Raw genomic sequence first — 16,512 nt, 5'->3', positions numbered from 1 at the left:
GGGGCGCATCGCGTTCAGCTTAGCGCCTTAAGAGGCAGGTGCAGCGCTGCGCTGCACGGCTGCCAGCAAGGCCGTGGCACTGGCGCCACGGCAATCCACAACCTGTTGGGCCCCGGCGGCCCTGGCCTGCTCGGCGACCCGCGGGCTGGGCACGAACAGCGGCAACTGTGCCAACTGCGGCCAATCGGCGCCGGCCAGCTGCTGCAAATGTTCAAAACCCTGCCCACTGCTGACCACCAGGCCATTGAGGCGTTCCGCTTCGATGCGACGCTTCAGGGTGCCCGCCGGGTAAGCCGGCAGGCAGCGACGATACAGTTCCAGATATTCGACACTAGCACCTTGCTCTGCAAGACGCTCTGCCAGCAGTTCGCGACCTCCGACGCCGCGAACGATCAACACACGCGGTGCAGGCACGGCAACGGCCTGGCGCAGGGCCGGCAGCGCCAGCAAGGCTTCGCTGTCATCGCCACGCGGCGGGCAGCTCACCTCCAGGCCTTTCTCCTGCAGCACTGCGGCAGTGGCCTCGCCCACGGTGAACCAGCCTTGCCGTGGCGGCTGCAAACCGGTCTCGGCCAGTTGCTCAAGCAACAGCCGGGCGGCAGGTTTGCTGACCGCGATGATCGCCTGGAAGCCATGCAGGCCTTCCAGCAACAGGCGTTGCCGGGCCTGCACGGTGACGGGCTCTATCTCCAGCAGCGGCATGCAGCTGCTGCCCACACCCGCTGCCGCCAGGCTTTGCGCCAGTGCTGCGCAGTCCTCGGCAGGGCGGGTCAGCAACAGGCGCCATTGGCTCACGGGTGGCCGGCCTCGCCGTAGACTTCCTTGAGGATGGCCTCGGCGCCCTGGCCCAGCAGGTCTTCGGCTACCTGTACGCCGAGCGTTTCAGCGGCAGAGCGAGGGGCGCGGGCATCGGCCACCAACAAAGTACCGCCGCTAGGCTGACCGACCAGGCCACGCAGCCACAGCTGGTCGCCTTCGAGTACCGCGTAGCAGGCGATCGGCACCTGGCAGCCGCCATTCAGGCGTTTGTTCAGGGCACGTTCGGCCACTACCCGGTCGGCAGTGTCGGCATGGTGCAGTGGCGCCAGCAGCGCGTGGATCTCGACGTCGGCGCTGCGGCACTCGATGCCCACCGCGCCCTGCCCGCCAGCCGGCAGGCTGTCATCGACGCTGATGGTGGAGGTGATGCGGTCTTCGAAGCCCAGGCGGATCAGGCCGGCTGCAGCGAGAATGATGGCGTCGTACTCGCCAGCATCCAGCTTGGCCAGGCGGGTGTTGACGTTGCCTCGCAGGAAGCGGATTTGCAGGTCTGGGCGGCGCGCCAGCAACTGGGCCTGGCGGCGCAGGCTGGAGGTGCCGACGATGCTGCCGGCAGGCAGCGCTTCAAGGCTGTCGAAGGTATTGGAAACGAAGGCATCGCGCGGGTCTTCGCGCTCGCAGATGCAGTACAGGCCCAGGCCTTCGGGGAAGTCCATGGGCACGTCCTTCATCGAGTGCACGGCGATGTCGGCTTCGTTGTCCAGCAGGGCGGTTTCCAGTTCCTTGACGAACAGGCCCTTGCCGCCGATCTTGGCCAGCGGCGCATCGAGCAGCTTGTCACCACGGCTGACCATGGGCACCAGGGTCACCAGCAGACCGGGGTGAGCCTGCTCGAGGCGGGCTTTGACGTATTCGGCCTGCCACAGGGCCAAGGCACTTTTACGGGTGGCAATGCGGATTTCGCGAGTGGACATGAAACGCCCCGATCCAGAGAAATACCGTCGATGATAACAGCATCGCCGGTATCCCTTGCAGATGTGGATCAACAGGCAATATGCAGCCGGCTGTAGACACGCGCAACCCCAGTGAAGTCAGAGGCTTTGCATCATCTTGCGCACGCCTGCCACATGCCGCCGGCTGACGGTCAGGGCATCACCGTCCAGACCTTTCAGGTACAACTGAAAATGCCCCAGCGGGGTGCGCTGCAGGCGTTCGATGCGTTCGCGGGCCACCAGCGCATTGCGGTGGATCCGTACGAAGCGTTCGCCAAATTCATCCTCCAGGGCTTTGAGCGGCTCGTCGAGCAACACTTCCCCGGCCTCATGGCGCAAGGTCACGTATTTGTGGTCGGCAATGAAATAGATCACCTGAGGCAAAGGGATCAGCTCGATACCTTTGCGCGTGCGGGCACTGATGTGGCTACGCGGGCCGCCACCTTCATTGGCCGGCCGGGTAAGCGCCGCCAACTGGGCGCGGTTGGGTTTTTCGGCCTTGCGCAAGGCATCGCGCAGCGCCTGGGCCTGGAACGGCTTGGTCACATGGCTGAGGGTACTGTCCTTGAATGCCTCGGCACCGTATTCATCATCCCCGGTGCAAAACACCACCGCCGGCGGCGCCTCGCGTTCGCACAAGCGTGCGGCAACCTGCAGGCCATCCAGGCCTGGCATGCCGATGTCCAGCAGGACCACATCGGGCTTGAGGCTTTCGATCAGCGCCAGGGCCTCCTCGCCGTTGGTGGCGCTAGGCTCCAGCACGGTGTAACCCTCCAGTTCGCCGAGCAGCCGGCTAAGCCGTTCACGGCCTTGGGGTTCGTCATCAACGATCAGGACATTCATAATTGCGCTGGATTCCTGAATGAGTCTCGCACAGGTATAGCGTAGACAGGTGTGGTTCGAGCGACACTGCGGTCACGCTCTAGACCGGTGCGATGGCCAAAGATTCACTCGGCCGGCAGATTCACTGCCAGTCCTCTGTCCAACTGTAGACGGTCCGTGGAACACTGCCGTTCATTCCTTAAAATCGTTCACCACCATTTTCCGGGCATTTCTCTCGACCAGCGCCCTGCGGCGGCCAGCCCAACCCTGCTATCATCGGCGCCACTTTTTCGTTCACGCCTGCAATGAGTGAATCCATGAGCACCGACAAGACCAATCAGTCCTGGGGCGGCCGCTTCAGTGAGCCCGTCGACGCCTTCGTCGCCCGTTTCACCGCCTCGGTCGATTTCGACAAGCGCCTGTACCGCCACGACATCATGGGTTCGATCGCCCATGCCACCATGCTGGCGCAGGTCGGCGTGCTCAGCGATGCCGAGCGCGACACCATCATCGATGGCCTGAAAACCATCCAGGGCGAGATCGAGGCTGGCAACTTCGACTGGCGCGTCGACCTCGAAGACGTGCACATGAACATCGAAGCACGCCTGACCGACCGTATCGGCATCACCGGCAAGAAGCTGCACACCGGCCGTAGCCGCAACGACCAGGTGGCCACCGATATCCGCCTGTGGCTGCGCGATGAAATCGACCTGATCCTGGCCGAAATCACCCGCCTGCAGCAGGGCCTGCTGGAGCAGGCCGAGCGTGAAGCCGAAACCATCATGCCTGGCTTCACCCACCTGCAGACGGCCCAGCCGGTCACCTTCGGCCACCACCTGCTGGCCTGGTTCGAAATGCTCAGCCGCGACTACGAGCGCCTGGTCGACTGCCGCAAGCGCACCAACCGCATGCCGCTGGGCAGTGCCGCGCTGGCGGGCACCACCTACCCGATCGACCGCGAACTCACCTGCAAGCTGCTGGGCTTCGAAGCCGTGGCCGGCAACTCGCTGGACGGCGTGTCGGACCGCGACTTCGCCATCGAATTCTGCGCCGCTGCCAGCGTGGCGATGATGCACCTGTCGCGCTTCTCCGAAGAGCTGGTGCTGTGGACCAGTGCGCAGTTCCAGTTCATCGACCTGCCGGACCGCTTCTGCACCGGCAGCTCGATCATGCCGCAGAAAAAGAACCCGGACGTGCCAGAACTGGTACGTGGCAAGAGCGGCCGCGTGTTCGGCGCCCTGACCGGCCTGCTGACCCTGATGAAAGGCCAGCCGCTGGCCTACAACAAGGACAACCAGGAAGACAAGGAGCCGCTGTTCGACGCCGCCGATACCCTGCGCGACTCGCTGCGTGCCTTTGCCGACATGATCCCGGCGATCAAGCCCAAGCACGCCATCATGCGTGAAGCGGCCCTGCGCGGCTTCTCCACCGCCACCGACCTGGCCGACTACCTGGTACGCCGTGGCCTGCCGTTCCGTGACTGCCACGAAATCGTTGGCCACGCGGTGAAGTATGGTGTGGATACCGGCAAGGACCTGGCCGAGATGAGCCTGGACGAACTGCGCCAGTTCAGCGACCAGATCGAGCAGGACGTGTTTGCCGTGCTGACCCTGGAAGGGTCGGTGAATGCCCGTGACCACATTGGTGGTACGGCGCCGGCGCAGGTGCGTGCGGCCGTCGTTCGTGGCAAGGCCTTGCTGGCTTCGCGCTGATCAGAACCTGGGGCCGCTTTGCGGCCCATCGCGACACAAGGCCGCTCCTACAAGGGATCGCGTATCTCCTGTAGGAGCGGCCTTGTGTCGCGATGGGCTGCGAAGCAGCCCCAGCTTTTAGCGTTTACCGCTTCGAATCATCTCCATGAAGGCCGGCATCGCCGCCTCCTTGTCCGCCACGATCCGCGCCATGTGTGTGTTCTCACCCATCAGTTGCAGCAACGCCTTGCCCTGCGGGAAGTCCGCCAGGAAGTCGATGTTCAGCACCTTTTTGCCCACGGCATAAGCCAGGTCGACCGAGAAGCAGAACATCAGGTCTGCCAGCGTCAGCTGCTCACCCGCAACATAGGGTGCGAAGCGCCCATTACGCTTGAGGGTGGCAAACCCGGCCAGCAGATCGGCCCGGGCTTTCTCTTTGACCAACGGCTCAACCGACATGCCGAAGAACGACTCGGCATAGCAGGTACGCGCCGGCAGTTCGATATACAGCTCGATTTCCTTGAGCAGCTCACGCACCTTGGCCTGCCCGAACGGATCGGCCGGCAGCAGTGCCTTGCCGCCTTGGGTCTGTTCGATATAGTCGAGGATCACACTGGTTTCACTCAGAAAGCCGTGTTCGGTTTCAAGCACTGGCACCTTGCCGCGAGGGCTCACTGCCAGCGCCTGTGGCGCCTGGCCGCCATAGAATGCGACTTCCTCGAAGGGCAGGCCTTTTTCCAGCAGGGCCAGTTTGACCATGTTGTAGTAGTTGCTGACCGAGAATCCGTAAAGCTTGAGCATGGGGTAACAGCCTCCAGGCCGTAAGGGGTTGGCTCGGCTTTTATAGACCGTACGCCCGCCCCTGACCAGCGTCATGCACCCCGTCAATGCCCGGGCATTGCCGCCACAGGCGTGGCACACTGTGCATCCCATCACAGGAGTACCGCCATGAGCGAGCCCACCGACATCGATAATGACGACGACGAAGCCTTCGCCGAGGCAACGCTGACCCAGGCCATCGAAAACCAGATCGAAAGCGGCGAGCCGCCAGCCGCCAAGGCCACGTTCAACAAGCTGACGCTGGTTGGCTACGAGCGCGAGGACATCCTCAACCTGATGGCCCATGTGCTGGCCTTCGAGATCGACAACATGCTGACGGAAGACCGCGAGTTCAACGGCGAGTGGTACGAGAATGCCCTGCGTGCATTGCCTGAACTGCCGCCTGAGATGGATCAAGGCGAGGACGAATAATCCGACTACACTCCAAGGTCAGGCACCGCTGACGGTGCCGCCATCCTTGTCTGGAAGTCAGGAGCCGCCATGCCTTTTACCCCCGATCTGATCGACGAACTGGAAGTACTCGCGCTGTTCAAACACGACAGCAGCCAGGAAGGCATCAAGATAACCAGCACCGCCGCCCCTGCCCTGATCGCGGCTGCGCAACGTCTGCATGAAAAAGGGCTGACCGATCAACCCGATGGCGGCTACCTGACCAGCCTGGGTCATGACGCCGTCGAAAGTGTCCAGCTGCTGCAGAACATTCTCAAGGCGCCACAACCTGCCTGATCAAATAGGTTTCTCAGGATGGCGGCCTCAGTTGGCCGCCGCCCTGCGCTTTTCCGCCAACCGCGAGCGCCCATACAGGAACATGATGGCCAGCAAGGCCACCGCCTGCGCCGACAGCGAGTAGGCATCGGCATGAATCCCAAGCCAGTCGAACTCGAAGAACGCCACCGGCCGCGTACCCAGTACACCAGCCTCTTGCAGCGCTTTCACGCCATGCCCGGCAAACACCACCGACAGCGCGCACAGCAGCGCGGCGTTGATGCTGAAGAACAGTGAAAGCGGCAACTTGGCCGAGCCACGCAGGATCACCCAGGCCAACCCCACCAACAGCACCAGCGCCGTGGCGCCACCCGCCAGCACCGCCTGGTGCCCGGCCGGGCCTGCCTGCAGCCACAGGGTTTCGTAGAACAGAATTACTTCGAACAGTTCGCGGTACACCGAGAAAAACGCCAGCAAGGCGAAGCCGAAACGCCCTCCGCCACTGACCAGGCTGCTCTTGATGTAGTTCTGCCAGGCTGCGGCGTGGCGTCGGTCATGCATCCACACGCCGAGCCACAACACCATCACTGCAGCGAACAACGCCGTGCAACCTTCCAGCAGCTCGCGCTGGGCTCCACCCACATCGATCACGTAAGCCGCCAGCGCCCAGGTGGCAAAGCCGGCAACCAGCGCCAGGCCCCAGCCAATGTTGACGCTGCGCACCGCCGACTGCTGGCCGGTGTTGCGCAGGAAGGCCAGGATCGCCGCCAGAACCAGAATGGCTTCAAGGCCTTCGCGCAGCAGGATCAGCAAGCCGGAGATAAAGCTCAGCGACCAGCTCAGACCGTCGCTACCCAACAGCTTCGCGGCCTGGTCGAGCTTGGTCTTGGCTTCGGCCAGCCGCTGCTCAGCCTGGGCCACGGGCAGCCCATCCTGCAACGATTGGCGGTAGGCCATCAGGGATTTTTCGGTGTCCTTGCGCACTTGGGTGTCAATGTTGTCCAGTGAGCTTTCCACCAGCTCGAAGCCTTCTAGGTAGGCCGCCACCGACAGGTCATAGGCCTGGTCGTGATCGCCTGCACGGTAGGCGGCGAGGCTCTTGTCCAGGGTACTGGCGGTGTATTCCAGCAATTGCGCCGGGCCACGTTTGACCTGCGGCGGCTGGGCACGCTGGGCGCGGAATGCCTCCAGTACCGCCGCGCCTTCGTTGGCCGCGACCTCGGCTGGGGTCTGGCGTGCCAGGTCGGCGATGTTCCAGGTTTTGTCGCCTTTGGCGGCCTGTGGGTTGGCTGAGAAACTGGCGATGTAAGCGGCCACATCCCAGCGCTGACGGTCGTCCAGCTGGTCGGCGAAGGACGGCATTTCGGTGCCGTCGATGCCAAGGGCCAGGGTGTTGTAGAGGTCGAACAGGCTCAACTGGTCGAGGCGCGCAGCGTCACGCAGGTTAGCAGGCGCAGGCTCCAACCCAACGCCCGCAGGACCATCGCCTGCGCCCGTGTCGCCGTGGCAGATGGAGCAGTTCTGCGCATACAACGCAGCGCCACGGGCAGGGTCCGGGGTAATCACCGGGGCCTGACTGACTTCATAAGCCACCGCCAGGCGTGCACCCAACTGCCTGGCCTGCCTGGCTACGGTCGCGCCGTCCTGACGCTGGTCGATAGCCTGCCTCAATGCCTGGACGCCCTGCTCCAGGCCCGCTTGCTCGGCGTTTGCCGGCAAGGCCTTCACCAAGTCGGCCAATACCGTGCTGAACTCCTGTTGTTCACGGTATTCGCCATCGTCGATCACCTTGCCTTCGCGCACAGTCGGCGGGTAGTCGGCGCCAATGTAATCGAGCAGGTGCAAGGCCTTGGCGGCCTCGGCGGGGGCTTCGGCCATCGCCATGGTGCTGCACAGCGCCAGCACCGGCCACAGAAGCCAGGCAAGCAGACGGGAACGGGTTTTCATGGCCAGTCTCGAAGGGAATGCGAAAGAGAACATTGTTCACTCCGACTTGGCTTCCCTCAAGGGTGCTGGGCGGATTTCATGAAAAATCTTGCTACAAATTTGATGGGGCGGGATGGCCATAGAGTTCGCCGCTGGGTCTTCTTCGCCCGTCAGATCGAGCGCCGCCCGCGCGGCGCATCGCGAGCAAGCTCGCTCCTACATCTGTTTCGGGCCAATAACGCCTGTGCTAACGTGCGCGACCGCCTTGTTTGTTCCACACGATATTGAGGTGAACGCCAGAGGGCCGCGCGCCTCTGCCTCAGGAATAACTCGCTCGAAAAAATGTAGGAGCGAGCTTGCTCGCGATGCGCCGCGCGGGCGGCGCTCGATCTAACAGGCATAGAGGATTTGGCGGCGAACACCTGCCAGCCCTAACGCAAAGCCTCCAACAGCGACTCAAGTTCCTGAAGGCTATTGAAGAACCTTGCTCAGCCCTCGCTCCATATCATCGATCAGTGCCTTGGCCATCTCACTGAGTATCCGAGCAGCACTACCGGCAATGCGGTCGTTTTCCATCTCCGCCTCGGTGGTCAGGTGGCGGATACAGCCGAGCAATACCGATAACTGTGAGAAAGCGTGACTGAAGGGAACGTTGGGTAGAAGGCGGAAAAGGTCGAAAGTTTCCACGCCAGCAGTAGACGTATTTACTGGATCATTGATCATCTTGTAGCTCCTATGATTAAGCTAGGAGCTGCCTTCCATTTCGTCTCACGGAATTGGTGGCAGCCATGCGCGAGGTGAGACACGGGACATAGGGAACCCGGCCAGGCCAAAGCCTGCACGCGCACGGCCGCCATTTAGCGACGCTACTATGACCCGGGTGTCTCACGCCCGAATCGCCTTGGTAGGCGACCTTAGGAACGTTATTCCCAGAGCCATTCCTCGCCAAGTCAGCAGCTTTCGATAGGTGTCGTAGGATAATTCGACAGCGCATCCAAACTGAAGCATTTGGTTTCAGGTTCGGAAATATCTTACGGCTTTAGTGCCTCAGCGTTTGGCAGTGTCCTTCCAGCCGCCACCCAGCGCCAGGAACACGCCTATCTGCCCCATCGCCACCTGGCTATTGGCCGCTGCCAACTGCGCACGCATATCGGTATAGGTCCGCGTCGCCTGCAAATCCGCCAGGAACGACTCACGCCCCGCCTGGTAATACCGGTGCGTCTGGTCTGCCGCTTCCTTGGCCGATTTTTCTGCCTCGGCCAGCGCATCGCGCCGGTCCAGCAACGCGCTGTATTGCGCCAGGCGGGTCTGGGTTTCGCGAATGGCGTTCAGCACCACGCCATCAAAGTTTGCCAAGGCCGCCTGGGTAGAGGCTTCGGCCATGCGAATGCGCGCACGGGTGCCGTTGGTAGGGATGCTCCAGCTGATCTGCGGGCCGAAGCCCCAGCGGTTGGTCGCGGGCTCACCCAGGTTCTCCAGGATGCCGATGGTGCCAACCTGGGCACCGATGCTGATGTCGGGGTACAACGCGCCGGTGGCCACACCGATGTACGCGGTGGCCGCAGCCAGCTGGCGCTCGGCCTGACGCACGTCGGGACGGCGCTTGAGCAACGCGGCACCATCGCCCACTGGCACCAGCTGGTTCAGGTGCGGCAGCTCGGCACAATCGGCGGTACCGGCAGGCAACTGGTCAACAGGCTTGGCCAGCAGAGCCGCCAGGGTATACATGCCGGTCTCGCGCTCGGCCTTGAAACGCGGCAGTTCGGCACGCAACGACTTGAACTGGGTTTGCGACCGGGTGACCTGGGTTTCGTCGCCACGCCCGGCATCACGCAGGCGCTGGTTCAGCTTCACGCTCTGCTCCTGCAAATCGAGCGACTCGCGGGCGATGTGGTATTCCTCGTTGGCCGAGCACACTTGGGTATAAGCCTTGACCACATCCGCCACCAGGGTGATGCGGGCAGTGTCGGCAGCGGCCTGCACTGCGTCGGCATTGGCCTTGGCAGCCTCGGTACCCCGCTTGAAAGTGCCCCACAGGTCGAACTGGTACGAAGCACTGATAATGGCCTCGCCGATGTTGGCCACCGGCACCTTCTCGGGCAGCAGGAAGGCTTCACCCGACTCCTGCAGGCGCTGGGCACCCAGTTTGACGCCGCCGTTGAAGCCACCTTGCGATTCGGCCACTTCGACCTGCGCGCGGGCCTTGGCGATGTTGGCGGCGGCTACGCGCAATTCGGTATTGGCGCTCAAAGCCTGGCGCACCAGTTCGTTCAGCCGTTGATCCTGATACAGCTGCCACCAGTCCTCAGGCACCGGTGCCGAAACCACGCTGTCGGCATCCTGGCGCAACGGGCCGCTAAGGTCGCTGCGTTGTACCGCCGCGTCCTTCGGCACCTCATAGTCCGGGCCCACCATCATGCAGGCCCCCAGCGACAGGCACAGGCCGGCCAGGATCAGCTGTTTCATGGGTGCTGGCCCTCGATGATCGACACCGTGGCGGTGCGCCCGGCAATCATGCGGAAGTCTGCCGGCACTTCGTCGAAGGCGATGCGCACCGGAATACGCTGGGCCAGGCGCACCCAGCTGAACGCCGGGTTGACGTTGGGCAGCAGGTTGGCGCCGCTGCTGCGGTCGCGGTCTTCAATGCCGGCAGCGAAGCTTTGCACATGGCCGCGCAGGCGGGTGTTGTCACCCATCACGCGAATGTCCACGGCATCACCGATCTGGATACCGCCCAGCTTGGTTTCTTCGAAGTAGCCATCGACGTGGTACGAAGCGCTGTCGACCACCGACAGTACAGGGCGGCCGGCGGTGACGAATTCGTGATTACGCGGGGCGCGGTCGTTGAGGTAGCCGTCTACCGGGCTGCGTACCACCGAGCGGTCGAGGTTGAGCTGGGCGGTATCGACCGCCACCTGTGCCTCGCTGACAGCCGAGCGGGCGCGGGCCTCGCGGGACTGGCTTTCTTCCAGTTGCTCGGCGGCAACCAGGTTGCCCAGCTTGCGGTTGCGCTGTGCTTCGCGCGAGGCCTGGGCCAGGGTTTCCTGGCGCTCGCCGAGGGTGGCCTTGGCCTGGCGCAGGGCCAAGGTGAAGCGGTCCTGGTCGATGGTGAACAGCACGTCGCCGCGTTTGACGGTCTGGTTGTCGCGCACCTCGACCTTCTGGATCAACCCGGACACATCCGGGGCTATCTGGATCACGTCGGCGCGAATGTGGCCGTCGCGGGTCCAGGGGGCAAACATGTAGTACACCACCATCTGCCACACGAGCACGGCGGCGAAGGTCACTACCAGCAAGGTCAGGACCACACGGCCCAGGGTCAGCAAAGGTTTTTTCATGGCAGCATCAGGTTTCGGCAAAAGTGGTCCACCGCGCCAAGCAGCACGGCATACAGGGCAACGTTGAACAACGCCCGGTGCCAGACCAGGCGGTAGAAGTGCAGGCGCACCAGCACCGCGTGCACCCCCAGGAACAACAGGTAGGTGCCAAACATCATCACCAGCAGCGTGGGCAGGAACACCCCGCTGATATCCAGTTCACCAATCACAGGGGCGCTCCGTCGAGGCCGGGGGGCAGTTGCGGTTGTTCGGCGGGTTCGAGCATCACTTCCACACCCGGCAGCAGCGCCAGTCGCAAGCCGCTCAGGGCATGCAGCAGGTGGGTGCGGGCATCGCCACGCTCGTACAGCTCATCCAGGTTCAGCGCCAGGCGTGCGCGCTCCATGTTGCGCAACAGTGCGGCCGGGGCGTGCAGACGTTCGCCGGCACGCAGGCAGGCGGCGTAGTGTGCGCCAACTTCCTCGACCACCGTGTTCAGGCGTTCGCGGGCTTGCTGGCCGGCACGCGGCATGTAGGCGAGCAAGTCGAGCAGGTTTAGCCCTACGCGCAGGTCGCGCAGTGCCACGCCGCTATCCTGGCCGGTTTGCGACAGGCGCGGCAGGTGCTGCATCAGGCGGTCGAGCATTTGCACACCCACCTGGCGGTGCTCGGCCAGGGTGGCGGGTTCGGTCATTTCGACGATGTCGCGCCAGGCAAAGCGGGTCATGCGTTTGGCCGCCAGCTCCACACCGAACGGGCGCATCACCAAGGTCCAGATGAACGCGAACAGCAGGCCCACGGGGCCGGCCAGGTTGGAGTTGAGGAAGGTGAAGAAGTCGGCGTCGTAGGCGCCCTGGATGCTGATGAAGGTCGAGGTGTTGACGATGGTCAACAAGGTACCCAGGTAGAAGCGCGGCTGCACGGTCAGGGTGCCGACGCAGATGAACGGCACGGCGAAGGCCAGCACCAGCATCGGGAAGTCGTGCAGGTTGGGCAGCACCAGAAACAGGTACAGGCTGGAGAAGATGACCGACATCAACGTCCAGAAGAAGAACCGGTAGATCTGCGGTGCCGGGTCGTCCATGGCGGCAAAGAAGCTGCACGACACAGCGGCGAGGATCACCGCGCTGGCACCGTCATTCCAGCCCAGGCCGATCCACAGGCCGCAGGCGACAACGATCGCCAGTACGGTGGAGGCCACGGAATACAGCATCAGGCCACGGTCGAAGAACGCCGTCAGGCGGCCAAGGCGCCAGTGGCGGTACACCGCGCGCCACGGTTTGGCATCGTCGGTGCGCAGGGCGTGTTGCAGGGTACAACAGTCCTGCCACAGATCCGCCCATTCGCTCAGGCGGTACAGGGCGTTGGACAACAGCAGCTCGGCGCGCTGGTCGAGGGCGGCCGCGCCGGGCTGCAGGCGATCGATCTGTTCATGCAGTGCGGTCCAACGCGCTACCGAAGCGCTGTCGGCAGTGCCCTTGAGCCATTCGCGGGCAGCATCGAGCACGGGCTGAAGCAGGGTGAACTGGGCTGGGGCACGGCCTTCCAGGGCCACCAGCGCGTCGTCAAGGGCGTCGATCACCGGCAGTAAGTGGATCATGCGCCCGCGCAACTCGCGGGCGTTTTTAAGGGTGTGGGGGCCGGCACCTTCGTGGCCGAGCTGGCCAATCATCAGCTCCAGCGAGTTGAAGGTGGCGACCATCGCCCCGCGCATGCCACCGACCTTGTCGGCACTGACTTCGCGGGCCAGGTAGGTATCGCTGTAGCGGATCGCTTCGGTGAACCAGCTGCCGGTGGCGCCAACCACCACAGGGGCAAGCCGGCGCGGCCAGAAAATGGCGCCGACCACTGCCGCGCAGACGATGCCCAGGCAGATTTCCTGAGCACGGGAAGACGCCACATCGAATACCGCTAGCGGGTTATCCACAACCGCCAGGGCGATCATCGGCAGGGTATAGCCGGCCAGCATCAGCACGTAGTTGTTGGCCGTCCGCAGGTTCAGCGACAGGAACAACAAGGTGCCCGTCCACAGGGCAATGGCGATGCTCAGCAACAACGGCGACTGCACCAGTGGCGGCACCAGGAAAATCGCACCACCGGCCCCCAACAGTGTGCCCACGGCGCGGTACAGGGCCTTGGAACTGGTCGGGCCGACGAACGGGCTAGAGACGATATACACCGTGGCCATCGCCCAGTAGGGACGTGGCAACTGCATGAGCAACGCGATGTACAGGGCGATCATGGAGGCCGCGAAGGTACGCACGCCGTAGAACCAGTCACGCGCCGGGGGGACTGAGCTGAAGAAACCGTTCATGCCGCCCCGCCCGTGCTGCCCAGGCCGGCCGCTTCGAAGGCACGCAGCACCCTCAAGGCAGCTTCCAGGTCGGCCTGGTCGATGCCGTTCAGCACATCGCGGCGCAGGCGAACCAGCTCGGCTTCGATGGCTTCGGCCAGGGCGCGGCCTTCTGCGGTCAGGCTCAGGGCTTTGGCGCGGCGGTCCAGTGGGTCCTCGCTGCGGCATACCAGGCCGGCCTTGCACAGTTGGTCGAGCAGGCGCACCAGCGACGGGCTTTCGAGGCCGGCAGCCTGGGCAACAGCCACCTGATGCACGCCATCACCCAGGCGCACGATCATCAGCAGAGGCGCGGCGCAGGCCTCGGAAATACCGTAACCGGTCAGGGCGGTGTGGCAGATGCGCCGCCAGTGGCGGGCGGCAACCACCATGCCGCTGCTGACTTGCAGGCGCAGGAGATCAAGGGACATGGAAGGAACCAAGGATATTCATAGTTTGCTAACTATCAATATACGCCTTGCCCTCCCCCTGTCGTCAACAGGGGGCGACGGATAGCCCAGGTTAAATGTTGTTCATTTTTTCGCCTGTACCGGCTTCTTCGCGGGTACAGACGACAGAAGGTCAGGGCTGAATCTGATCTTCCAGTTTCATGGTCAGGGCCAATGTACTGCCCATCTGCACCGCCCGGTCCCGCCACTCCTGGTAGCGCACCGCGTCCCGGCTGCTGAAGTGCACCGCCAACTCCTCGGCGGCCTGTACCACCCCCGCCGCTGCCGCCAGCTCCAGCCAGTACAACGCGGCCTTGAGGTCGGCATCCACATACAGCCCGTGCATCAACCGGTAACCCACCTCGAAACGGCAGCGAGCCTCACCCCGCTCGGCCCCACGCATGAACCACTGGTAAGCCTGCACCAGGTCGACCTGCCAATCCTGGTCGCTATCGCACACTTCCTCCTCATACAGGTCACCCAACGCTGCAGCCGCGTGCAACATGCCCCGTTCGAAGGCCTGCCGGTAGCACTCCGCCGCCTGCACGTAGGAGGGGTCGATGCCTTTGCCAAAATAATGCTGCTGCCCGAGATTGAACCAGGCGGCGGCATTGCCCTGCAGAGCAGCCATGCGCAGCAGGTGACCGGCCAGAACGGTATCGGCGCGCCAGTACTTTCCGTTGAGCCAGATCCAGCCGAGGTCGTTCAGGGCCGCCACACTGCCTTGCAACGCCTGACGGCGCAGGTCGACGTATACCGCCTGCAGATCACTGGCCTCATCCAGGCGGTTGACCAGCAATGAGCGCTGGCTGGGCAAGCCCACGCCGGCGAACAGGGGTAGCCGCCTCCCGACGGGGGTCGGTGGAGCGATGACCCGCTCGGGCAGAAGGCGGGCAAGCAGCGAATGGATATTGCTGGCAGCAGACATGTTCATCCTCATTGAACGACGCACAACCCCAACCTTCGGCTGTGATGAGGCGTGATTCTGCGTGACGTCACGTCAAAACCTGTCGCGAACGATTCGGTACCAGGCAACCAAATGCGACTTCCTTGATCTGAGCAGGCTGTGGCCAATTGCCATGCCCCTCGCGTGCCGCCATCCTATTGCGGCAAGCCTAGACAAGGACGTTATCTTTTGCCGTTCGCCACCACCCGCGCCACCCTCAGCCGACAGTGGGCACTGCTGCGCCAGCTGCCCAGCCGCTCTCCAGGCATAACCAGCGCCGAGTTGGTGTGGCGCCTGCGTGACGTGGGCTTCACGGTCAGCAAACGCACGGTCGAGCGTGACCTCAACGAGCTTTCGCTGATATTTCCGCTGGAACGCAATGACAAGAGCATCCCGTTCGGCTGGCACTGGTCGGCAAGTGCGGTGGGCGAATTGCGCGGTAATTTCGACTTGCTGACGCACCTGCGGGGGGACGCGTTGCAACCGACGCAGGGTGAAGGTGTGGAGCTGGTGGCGCGGATCAGCGACGCACTGGCGCGGCAGTTGCGGGTTGCACCGTTGAGCAACGATATGCAGCTGACGGCGCTGGAGCATGGGCATCGGTTGCGGGCCACGGTGAACGATGGCTGGCCATTGCGCTGGTGGCTGTTGAGCCATGGGGATGGGGTGGTGGTGGAGCAGCCTGCGGGGTTGCGCGAGGAAATTGGCAAGATCCTCAGTAATGCAGCTGCGCAGTACCAGACTGTATAGCCTGAACTGGCCCTATCGCCGGCAAGCCAGCTCCCACAGGTACTCCACAGGTCTTGAGGTTTGTGGCTTTCCTGTGGGAGCTGGCTTGCCGGCGATAGGGCCGGATCAGGTCAACGCTGCATTCCCCAACGCCGCACAGTCAGCCGCTCCAGGGTGTTGAACACCAGCCCTTCCACCAACAACCCGATCAGGATCACCACCGCCAACCCGGCAAACACCTTGTCGGTATACAGCTCGTTGCGGTTCTGGAAGATGTACCAGCCTAGCCCGCCCTTGCCGCTGCTGGCACCAAAGACCAGTTCGGCAGCGATCAGGGTACGCCAGGCAAACGCCCAGCCGATCTTCAGCCCCGACAGGATCGACGGCAAGGCCGCCGGCACCAGGATGTGCAACACCAGCCGCAGCCCTTTCAGGCCATAGTTGCGGCCAGCCATGCGCAGCGTTTCCGACACACCAAGGAAACCGGCGTAGGTATTGAGCGCCAACGCCCACAGCACCGAATGCACCAGCACGAAGATCAGGCTGTTGTCGCCCAGCCCGAACCACAGCAAGGCCAGTGGCAACAGCGCAATGGCCGGTAACGGGTTGAACATCGACGTCAGCGTACCTAGCAGGTCCCGGCCCAGCTGGGTCGAAACCGCCAGACTGGTCAGGCCAAAGGCCAGGACGATACCCAGCACATAGCCCTTGAGCAGTATCACCAGCGAAACCCCGACTTTGGCGGGCAGTTCACCGCTGGCCAGGCCGTCCCACAGGGCGGCGGCGGTTTGCAAGAAGCTTGGCAGCAGCAGGTCGTTACCCTGATAACGGGCTACGGCCTCCCACAGCATGGCGATTACCAGCAGGATCACCGCCTTGCGCAGCCAGCCTTGTTGCCACAAGCGCTGGGCCAACGGCAGTTGTCGTTCCAAAGGCACACTGAGCAACGGCTCCAGCTGCACCTCGTATTCCTGGCGTACAGGTGTAGTGGTCATGGCTGAAGC

Annotated in this window: 17 protein-coding genes; 4 read left to right on the top strand and 13 right to left on the bottom strand. The window is 63.4% G+C overall.

All coding sequences use genetic code 11. The annotated features are described in order from the left end of the window. Positions 1-27: 27 nt before the first annotated feature. The 3 genes from QQ992_RS00760 to QQ992_RS00750 form a co-directional block, all read right to left on the bottom strand. Positions 28-795: a uroporphyrinogen-III synthase gene (locus QQ992_RS00760; protein ID WP_286111944.1), complete on the bottom strand. Its 768-nt coding sequence runs from the start codon at positions 793-795 to the stop codon at positions 28-30. Beyond that, positions 792-1,733 carry a hydroxymethylbilane synthase gene (gene hemC, locus QQ992_RS00755; protein ID WP_016714405.1) on the bottom strand — a complete coding sequence of 314 codons (942 nt, stop codon included), beginning with the start codon at positions 1,731-1,733 and terminating at the stop codon, positions 792-794. The genes QQ992_RS00760 and hemC overlap by 4 nt, the downstream gene beginning before the upstream one ends. Positions 1,734-1,850: 117 nt before the next feature. Further along, on the bottom strand, positions 1,851-2,594 hold the full coding sequence (locus QQ992_RS00750; protein WP_087501868.1) for a LytR/AlgR family response regulator transcription factor: 744 nt from the start codon (positions 2,592-2,594) through the stop codon (positions 1,851-1,853). Between the two features lie 296 nt (positions 2,595-2,890). Between QQ992_RS00750 and argH the strand changes: the two genes are divergently transcribed. Continuing rightward, positions 2,891-4,285 (top strand): argininosuccinate lyase, encoded by a 1,395-nt coding sequence (argH, locus tag QQ992_RS00745; RefSeq protein WP_014861057.1) that lies wholly within the window; start codon positions 2,891-2,893, stop codon positions 4,283-4,285. Between the two features lie 117 nt (positions 4,286-4,402). Here the strand turns inward: argH and QQ992_RS00740 are convergent, their stop codons facing one another. Next, a complete protein-coding gene (locus tag QQ992_RS00740) occupies positions 4,403-5,065 on the bottom strand; it encodes a glutathione S-transferase (protein WP_286111941.1) in 663 nt (220 codons plus the stop codon). Positions 5,066-5,212: 147 nt separating this feature from the next. Here QQ992_RS00740 and QQ992_RS00735 point away from each other — a divergent pair, with 147 nt between their 5' ends. Next, a complete protein-coding gene (locus tag QQ992_RS00735; RefSeq protein ID WP_119368439.1) occupies positions 5,213-5,515 on the top strand; it encodes a hypothetical protein in 303 nt (100 codons plus the stop codon). 69 nt (positions 5,516-5,584) lie between these two features. Beyond that, positions 5,585-5,830 (top strand): TIGR02647 family protein, encoded by a 246-nt coding sequence (locus QQ992_RS00730; protein ID WP_016714401.1) that lies wholly within the window; start codon positions 5,585-5,587, stop codon positions 5,828-5,830. 27 nt (positions 5,831-5,857) lie between these two features. On the opposite strand, the gene QQ992_RS00725 is transcribed toward QQ992_RS00730, so the two are convergent. The 8 genes from QQ992_RS00725 to QQ992_RS00690 form a co-directional block, all read right to left on the bottom strand. Further along, complete coding sequence (locus QQ992_RS00725) at positions 5,858-7,789, bottom strand: cytochrome c/FTR1 family iron permease (protein WP_286111940.1); 1,932 nt, start codon at positions 7,787-7,789, stop codon at positions 5,858-5,860. Between the two features lie 417 nt (positions 7,790-8,206). Then, positions 8,207-8,458, bottom strand: coding sequence for a DUF3077 domain-containing protein (locus QQ992_RS00720; protein ID WP_286111938.1), 252 nt, complete (start codon positions 8,456-8,458; stop codon positions 8,207-8,209). Between the two features lie 324 nt (positions 8,459-8,782). Then, positions 8,783-10,201 carry an efflux transporter outer membrane subunit gene (locus QQ992_RS00715; protein ID WP_286111937.1) on the bottom strand — a complete coding sequence of 473 codons (1,419 nt, stop codon included), beginning with the start codon at positions 10,199-10,201 and terminating at the stop codon, positions 8,783-8,785. Beyond that, positions 10,198-11,073 (bottom strand): efflux RND transporter periplasmic adaptor subunit, encoded by an 876-nt coding sequence (locus tag QQ992_RS00710; protein ID WP_019097418.1) that lies wholly within the window; start codon positions 11,071-11,073, stop codon positions 10,198-10,200. The genes QQ992_RS00715 and QQ992_RS00710 overlap by 4 nt, the downstream gene beginning before the upstream one ends. Next, on the bottom strand, positions 11,070-11,282 hold the full coding sequence (locus QQ992_RS00705; protein ID WP_003255905.1) for a DUF1656 domain-containing protein: 213 nt from the start codon (positions 11,280-11,282) through the stop codon (positions 11,070-11,072). Before QQ992_RS00705 ends, QQ992_RS00710 begins: the two co-directional genes overlap by 4 nt. Beyond that, positions 11,279-13,366: an FUSC family protein gene (locus tag QQ992_RS00700; RefSeq protein WP_286111935.1), complete on the bottom strand. Its 2,088-nt coding sequence runs from the start codon at positions 13,364-13,366 to the stop codon at positions 11,279-11,281. Before QQ992_RS00700 ends, QQ992_RS00705 begins: the two co-directional genes overlap by 4 nt. Then, a complete protein-coding gene (locus QQ992_RS00695; protein ID WP_060499478.1) occupies positions 13,363-13,815 on the bottom strand; it encodes a MarR family winged helix-turn-helix transcriptional regulator in 453 nt (150 codons plus the stop codon). Before QQ992_RS00695 ends, QQ992_RS00700 begins: the two co-directional genes overlap by 4 nt. Before the next feature lie 151 nt (positions 13,816-13,966). After that, positions 13,967-14,761, bottom strand: coding sequence for a tetratricopeptide repeat protein (locus QQ992_RS00690; protein ID WP_286111933.1), 795 nt, complete (start codon positions 14,759-14,761; stop codon positions 13,967-13,969). Positions 14,762-14,968: 207 nt separating this feature from the next. Between QQ992_RS00690 and QQ992_RS00685 the strand changes: the two genes are divergently transcribed. Further along, positions 14,969-15,529, top strand: coding sequence for a WCX domain-containing protein (locus QQ992_RS00685; RefSeq protein ID WP_286111932.1), 561 nt, complete (start codon positions 14,969-14,971; stop codon positions 15,527-15,529). A 110-nt stretch (positions 15,530-15,639) separates the two neighbouring features. On the opposite strand, the gene QQ992_RS00680 is transcribed toward QQ992_RS00685, so the two are convergent. Further along, complete coding sequence (locus QQ992_RS00680) at positions 15,640-16,503, bottom strand: ABC transporter permease (RefSeq protein WP_019097413.1); 864 nt, start codon at positions 16,501-16,503, stop codon at positions 15,640-15,642. Positions 16,504-16,512: the final 9 nt, after the last annotated feature.

The organism is Pseudomonas kurunegalensis (assembly GCF_030291635.1).
Lineage (GTDB): Bacteria > Pseudomonadota > Gammaproteobacteria > Pseudomonadales > Pseudomonadaceae > Aquipseudomonas > Aquipseudomonas monteilii.
Note: the sequence above shows the minus strand (reverse complement) of the source record. Positions and strands in the feature narration are given on the sequence as shown.

Excerpts from the sequence above, each read along its gene's own strand:
- hemC (WP_016714405.1), bottom strand. The coding sequence starts at position 1,733 with ATGTCCACTCGCGAAATCCGCATTGCCACCCGTAAAAGTGCCTTGGCC.
- QQ992_RS00750 (WP_087501868.1), bottom strand. The coding sequence starts at position 2,594 with ATGAATGTCCTGATCGTTGATGACGAACCCCAAGGCCGTGAACGGCTT.
- argH (WP_014861057.1), top strand. The coding sequence starts at position 2,891 with ATGAGCACCGACAAGACCAATCAGTCCTGGGGCGGCCGCTTCAGTGAG.
- QQ992_RS00740 (WP_286111941.1), bottom strand. The coding sequence starts at position 5,065 with ATGCTCAAGCTTTACGGATTCTCGGTCAGCAACTACTACAACATGGTC.
- QQ992_RS00735 (WP_119368439.1), top strand. The coding sequence starts at position 5,213 with ATGAGCGAGCCCACCGACATCGATAATGACGACGACGAAGCCTTCGCC.
- QQ992_RS00730 (WP_016714401.1), top strand. The coding sequence starts at position 5,585 with ATGCCTTTTACCCCCGATCTGATCGACGAACTGGAAGTACTCGCGCTG.
- QQ992_RS00725 (WP_286111940.1), bottom strand. The coding sequence starts at position 7,789 with ATGTTCTCTTTCGCATTCCCTTCGAGACTGGCCATGAAAACCCGTTCC.
- QQ992_RS00720 (WP_286111938.1), bottom strand. The coding sequence starts at position 8,458 with ATGATCAATGATCCAGTAAATACGTCTACTGCTGGCGTGGAAACTTTC.
- QQ992_RS00715 (WP_286111937.1), bottom strand. The coding sequence starts at position 10,201 with ATGAAACAGCTGATCCTGGCCGGCCTGTGCCTGTCGCTGGGGGCCTGC.
- QQ992_RS00710 (WP_019097418.1), bottom strand. The coding sequence starts at position 11,073 with ATGAAAAAACCTTTGCTGACCCTGGGCCGTGTGGTCCTGACCTTGCTG.
- QQ992_RS00700 (WP_286111935.1), bottom strand. The coding sequence starts at position 13,366 with ATGAACGGTTTCTTCAGCTCAGTCCCCCCGGCGCGTGACTGGTTCTAC.
- QQ992_RS00695 (WP_060499478.1), bottom strand. The coding sequence starts at position 13,815 with ATGTCCCTTGATCTCCTGCGCCTGCAAGTCAGCAGCGGCATGGTGGTT.
- QQ992_RS00690 (WP_286111933.1), bottom strand. The coding sequence starts at position 14,761 with ATGTCTGCTGCCAGCAATATCCATTCGCTGCTTGCCCGCCTTCTGCCC.
- QQ992_RS00680 (WP_019097413.1), bottom strand. The coding sequence starts at position 16,503 with ATGACCACTACACCTGTACGCCAGGAATACGAGGTGCAGCTGGAGCCG.